This is a genomic window from uncultured Candidatus Kuenenia sp. (assembly GCF_900696675.1).
GTDB classification, from domain to species: domain Bacteria; phylum Planctomycetota; class Brocadiia; order Brocadiales; family Brocadiaceae; genus Kuenenia; species Kuenenia stuttgartiensis_A.
On the sequence record NZ_CAADGZ010000278.1, the window covers coordinates 1 to 1413 of the forward strand.

Below are 1413 nucleotides of genomic sequence, written 5' to 3' on the forward strand. Positions count from 1 at the left end.
CATCTTTGCGTTCTCTGTAATTGTGGGCTCTTTAGGTCGATGATATTTATCTCTTAACGCTTCTTCCGGGCCTAACGCCAATGCTTTTTCAATGTATTTATAAATGGTTTCTCTGCTTAGCCCTATCGATTTTTGAATTGCTGTTATAGATTCTTCTTGATACTTCTTAAGAAGCACCTGTGCTCTTTTTACTTTAAAGTGGACGGGTTTGTCAAGACCATTTATTGTTAATTTTTAGATGCATTAATGCATCAATTAGAGTGTGCAGAAGGGTAACGGAAGGAGCCCGTAGGGCGACTGGAGTTACCCTTCTGCACACTCCGCGATTTTTCCATGCACCACCATCGCCATTCACTCATTTATCCTCGCAGGAAACTCCAAAATGGACTTCATACGGTGTTCTATATTCCAGCGCCTGGTGATACCTCCTGTTGTTGTAAAATTCAAAATACTTCTCTAATCCCTCGCGCACATGACGACAAGCATCATACTCTTTTATGTAAATATCCTCGTACTTCACGCTCCTCCAAAGACGTTCCGTAAAAATGTTATCAAACGCACGACCACGACCATCCATACTGATGGCGATCCCGTTACTTAACAGTACCCCCGTAAATTCATCGCTCGTAAACTGCGAACCCTGGTCACTATTAAATATCTCCGGCCTACCCTTCTCTAATGCCTCCTCCAAGGCCTCTACACAAAATGTCACTTCCATCGTATTGCTTATACGCCACGACAACACATAACGACTATACCAATCTAGTATTGCTGTCAGGTATACAAATCCTCGTTTAATCCTCAGGTACGTTATATCCGTCGCCCACACCTCATTCGGACGGCTAATTTCCTTATCTCTGAGAAGATAGGGGTATATCTTGTGCCCAGGATGCCTCTTACTCAGACTCCTCTTCGGGTATATCGCCCGCAATCCCATCTCCCTCATACACCTCTGCACTCGTTCCCTACCTACCCATATACCCTCACGTTCTAACGCCTCTTGTATACGCCGACTCCCATAAAAGGGATATTCCGTAAATATCTCATCTACTCGATTCATTAGCTGTACTGTCTCTTCTGTCACCACCACCGGCTCATAGTACACGTTCGACCTGTTTAAGCCTATCAGCTCACACTGCCTGCGTACACTTATTTCCCTGTTATCTGATTCTATCAACCCCCTCTTCTCTTTAACTCCCAATCTCTCTAGATTTTTTTTTGAGCCACTCGTTCTCCACCTTCAGTTGCCCTATTTGCCGGTACAACTCATCTATTACTCTCTCCTTGTCCCCTATTTCCTTCCCCTCCTTTCCCTGAAATATCCCCACTATCCCCTCCAACGCCCGCTTCCGCCATTTTGTTATTTGCGTCCGGTGTACCTCGTACTGCGATGATATCTCTGCTATCGTCTTT

At 44.7% G+C, this 1413-nt stretch carries 1 protein-coding gene and 1 pseudogene; both read right to left on the reverse strand.

The window, feature by feature from the left end; genetic code table 11:
* Positions 1–355: 355 nt before the first annotated feature.
* Positions 356–1177 (reverse strand): IS3 family transposase, encoded by an 822-nt coding sequence (locus QZT26_RS17635; protein WP_295104059.1) that lies wholly within the window; start codon positions 1175–1177, stop codon positions 356–358.
* Positions 1178–1190: 13 nt separating this feature from the next.
* Positions 1191–1413: pseudogene (locus QZT26_RS17640) on the reverse strand (IS3 family transposase); the annotation flags it as partial.